This is a genomic window from Desulfocastanea catecholica (genome assembly GCF_054657295.1).
Map to the genome: position 1 here is coordinate 1 of NZ_BAAHYZ010000074.1, position 4,115 is coordinate 4,115.

At 42.6% G+C, this 4,115-nt stretch carries 4 protein-coding genes and 1 pseudogene; 3 read left to right on the top strand and 2 right to left on the bottom strand.

Annotated elements, in window-relative coordinates:
- From ACYQ8U_RS22670 to ACYQ8U_RS22680, 3 genes and pseudogenes are all read left to right on the top strand, one after another.
- Positions 1 to 90: pseudogene (locus tag ACYQ8U_RS22670) on the top strand (IS66 family transposase); the annotation flags it as partial.
- 287 nt (positions 91 to 377) lie between these two features.
- Entirely contained in the window at positions 378 to 857 is a 480-nt protein-coding gene (locus tag ACYQ8U_RS22675; RefSeq protein ID WP_459947836.1) for an SHOCT domain-containing protein, read from the top strand.
- 59 nt (positions 858 to 916) lie between these two features.
- A complete protein-coding gene (locus ACYQ8U_RS22680) occupies positions 917 to 2,065 on the top strand; it encodes a hypothetical protein (protein ID WP_459947837.1) in 1,149 nt (382 codons plus the stop codon).
- A 295-nt stretch (positions 2,066 to 2,360) separates the two neighbouring features.
- Here the strand turns inward: ACYQ8U_RS22680 and ACYQ8U_RS22685 are convergent, their stop codons facing one another.
- Entirely contained in the window at positions 2,361 to 3,341 is a 981-nt protein-coding gene (locus ACYQ8U_RS22685) for a fibrobacter succinogenes major paralogous domain-containing protein (RefSeq protein ID WP_459947838.1), read from the bottom strand.
- 243 nt (positions 3,342 to 3,584) lie between these two features.
- The gene (locus ACYQ8U_RS22690) at positions 3,585 to 3,776 is read right to left on the bottom strand and encodes a hypothetical protein (RefSeq protein ID WP_459947839.1); all 192 of its coding nucleotides are present in this window, start codon (positions 3,774 to 3,776) and stop codon (positions 3,585 to 3,587) included.
- Positions 3,777 to 4,115: the final 339 nt, after the last annotated feature.

The following is a 4,115-nucleotide window of genomic DNA, read 5'->3' on the forward strand; positions in this document are numbered from 1 at the left end:
CTGTTCCCTTCACCAATAATCGAGCAGAGCGAGATCTTCGCATGGCGAAGGTGAAGCAAAAAATATCGGGGTGCTTTCGCAGCAAGCAGTATGCTGAAGCTTATTGTCGTATTTCAAGCTACCTGCAAACCATGGCAAGCCAGGGAGTCAACCCGCTTGTGGCGATACAGATCGCTTTAGCTTCTCAAATTCCTGAAACAAATTCTGAGACGGGTGAGTAGTTACGAAAAACCTACGTTTATAATTTGTCGAATATGTGTTAGAAAAATGAGATTCTGAAGTTAGGACAACACTATGAAATTTTGAATCTTATTTGTTCAAAGTAACTACATTTTCGAACAAATCAAAATTCCGTCCTTTAATAGGAGAAACAAACCATGTTTGATAAACTCAAGAGGTTTGCTGGAAAAGCCAAAGATGCAGCGTCGGCAGCGACGATTCTTGTAGGCGATTTAAATGGTGATGGAAAAGTTGATGAAGAGGATGCCCGAATAGCAGCAGAATGGGCAAAGAAGACTGCAAACTCTATAGGTGACGAAGCAAGTAGACTTGGCAAGGAGGCAATGCGGTCTGATCTAGCAAAGGATGCGGCTTCGGGTGCGGCAATTGGTGCTGTAATTGCTGTTCCCATTCCTGTTTTCGGGCCTATGGCAGGAGCAGCTATTGGAGCAGGATTAGGTGTTTATAAGAATTTCACAAAGCCGAATCAACCTGCTCTGAATAAAATCGGTCATACGCCGATCAAAAAAGATGTTTACGCTGAACTCCTAAAATTTGATGAACTCAGGCAGAAAAATATTATTTCGGAGGCTGAATTTGAGGTTCAGAAAAAGAAAATTCTCGATGCAAATACTTAATAATCCCGTGATTACAGCCTCGCAAGCCATGCAGGTTTAGCCAATGTGAAAAGGGAAAAATGAAAAAATATTTTATTAACAAACACTTTGTACTATTCCTTTTATGTCTTAGTCTTTTTTTCCCTTCCAGATCATATGCAACTGATGTGGGAGGAATGATGAATGTTGATACTACATGGACATTGGCTAATTCTCCTTTTAACCTCACAAGTGAATTGCAAATCAGAGATGGAGTAACATTAGCAATAGAACCCGGTGTCGAAATAAATGGTAACAGTTACATCGTTGTCAATGCAGGAAATGTGTTAGCACATGGAACTAAAGATTTCATAATTATTTTTAATAATACCGTGTTTGAGAATGCTGATGACAGAGAATATGCTTTGCTTAGTTTCGATTATTGCTACATGAACAACGGTAGTTATTTCAATTATGGGTCCACAGATGGGAGTCTCATCATCAAACACAGCACATTGGAAGGTCCTAAGAATTTAATAATTTGGCTTATGGGGCCCTTCTTTGGTACAAATGAAAAAGTGGAACTTACCGGAAATAAATTGATAAATATTGGCATGCTTAAATTGAGCGTATCTCCGAAAGAGAATGTTTCAATTTTAAACAATCTTTTTACAGGAAATAGTTATATAGAATCATGGGGAGGTTTCGCTGATATACGCAACAACAGTTTTTTAAATAAACAACTTGCAGTCATAAGGATTGCACCGACCTTCGGAGACGATCTAGAAGTCGGGGGCAATTTCTGGAATACAACAAGCTCCAATGTCATTGAATCCATGATCTTTGACGCTAATGATGACCTAAATATCACAGGATATGTGAGTTACGATCCATGGTTAATGGCACCCCACCCAGATACACCAGGAGTTGATTCAGATGGAGATGGCATATATGATCATAACGATGGATGCCCTAGTGATCCCAGCAAAATCCAACCAGGAATCTGTGGGTGCGGAAGTTTAGACATAGACGCTGACAGAGATCAAATGATGGATTGTTGGGAAGAATTGTATGGGCTAAATGTATTAATCGATGATTCAAAGGAAGACCTTGATAAAGATGGATATTCAAATATTGTAGAGTATCGGGACAATACTATACCTAACGATCCATCATCATATAAAACAAAAAGTATGCCATGGCTTTTTTTGTTACTTGGTGGCACCGCGCATGAGCCAAAAGTTCAATAGCACATTCAAAAACAAAAAGAAGATTGTTCCAGAGAATCAACCGATACACCTGCTCCATTTCTGGCCACGTTGATACTACTTTCGTAGCAGTGCGGGCAGCGATTCGACGGATCGTGTCGTGTTTCAGGCGGTTTGGGAGTAAATGGCGAACTTGGCCCAGGCGGAGTTGTTGGTGGCCGGAAGGGAAAAAAAGATCAGCAAGCCGGTAAAAGAGTGTTGTATAGAGCGTATTCATTTTCATCACCTTCCCGATAATAACAAAGCCCCTCCTGCATTGCAGCAGGATAGGCTGCCATTAATCTTTAAGACAACGGACGCTAATGCCCTGCGCACGGGCGGTGTCGTGCATGTAGGTGTTGCCGCTGTCGAAGTACAAGTAGCGACTGTAGATGCCATTCACCGTACTGCTCCAGTAGACCCCGCTGCTGCCTGCGGAGTACAGCGTACCATCGCTGTGACTGCGTAAGGCCGCCACGACAAGCTTCAACGGCGAAGCAAAGGCACCGGCAGAGTTGTTGCTGCTCCATGAAGCCCTTTCAGCATCAAGCTCTGTATCTGTCGGCAGTCTGAAACCTGAAGGACAAGGGTTATTGGTGCCGGATACTCCCTGCCAGAGGTTATTATTTTGCGGAGTTTTCCAATCGTAGGGGTAGGTAGACGTCACTATAAAACCAGCATGCCCAGGAACATCAGTGGTGCTGAGATCTGGAGTTACCGAACTGGTGCGCTTCTCATGGCCATCGGCTAACCTACCCCACTGATACAAGTCACCATAGGCAGCCGAGTCCATCGAACTCGTGGCGACCCGTGAAGCACCAAGGTTGCGATCCATCCATAGCCGACCTAAAGAACTGACACAAGTAACCAAAGACGTTTTTCCCGTATTGCCACCTACACAGATATCACAAGTGTCAAGATAGGCCGTACCACCCCAATCACCGGCACAGTCCTGCGTACAGGTAGTGTTATCATTGACAGGATTATCGTCACACACGCCACAATTATCAACGACTGCAGTACCACCCCAGTCACCGGCACAGTCCTGAGTGCAATCGTTAGCAGGATTATCGTCACACACGCCACAGTTATCGATTGTTGCAGGTCCGTCTTTTATATTATTACAATCTTTGTAGCTTAAGAGAAGTAACGAAAGCGTGGGAATGAGGTGATTCGCCCCAGCAAAGGAGTATGTGGGCAATAGAAGGTAAAAGAAAACGGAGAATATAACTAAAATCAGTGTCTTTCTATTGAACATAATTTTTTTTGTTCCTTCCATGAGTTTTCAAATCAATAACGGCGAATCAGTTAATGATAAGAGCCAAGTGCAAAGAGGCATACAGTCGAATAATAAAAAGGAATAACGATTCATTAAATCATAGTGGTGGTTTAATGAAAAGTAATATCAGGAAAAATTTTAAGATAAACCACTGGAAAGTTTTTTGTCGGCAGTGAAACTGAGGTTCTGATTCCTGATAAGTCTGAGCTTGATCATTTGATGTCAAACTTGTCACCAAAAAAATCATTCTGGAATCTGCGATGTTTCCAGTAAATCAACCGAGACAATTTCTCCATTTCTGACCATCACCGGTGTTGATAGTACTTTCCAATCGTGCATTGAGGTTGGCAGGGTCAGGATCATGAAAATTGGCCGTTCGTTGATACCAAAACTACTGCTGTCTTCATCTTTTGCAGCCAAGGTAAGCCGGTACACGTTATTCTCAATTATTGTAGGTCAGCAGCCGTTATTATGAGCAGTTAAGAGGAGGTGTTGCAGAGGAGATTTACCAGCGTCAGAACGTACCACTTTTTACCATAAGGAATGCTATCCTGAAAATGAGGGTTTTGAAAAATCTCCGGTCACCCTCTGGTCGTCCCGGAAAGCTGAACCAATACCGGTGATGAGATCTAAAACGTCATCGTGCCAATTGGTGACCGTGCCGATGCCAACAATATCTGCATGATGAACTGATATTTTATGTAGTTAGGTAAAATCTGGGAATGATGAGTACAACCTGTTGACACTGCAGGAGAAGTCGGGTAAATAACCCTC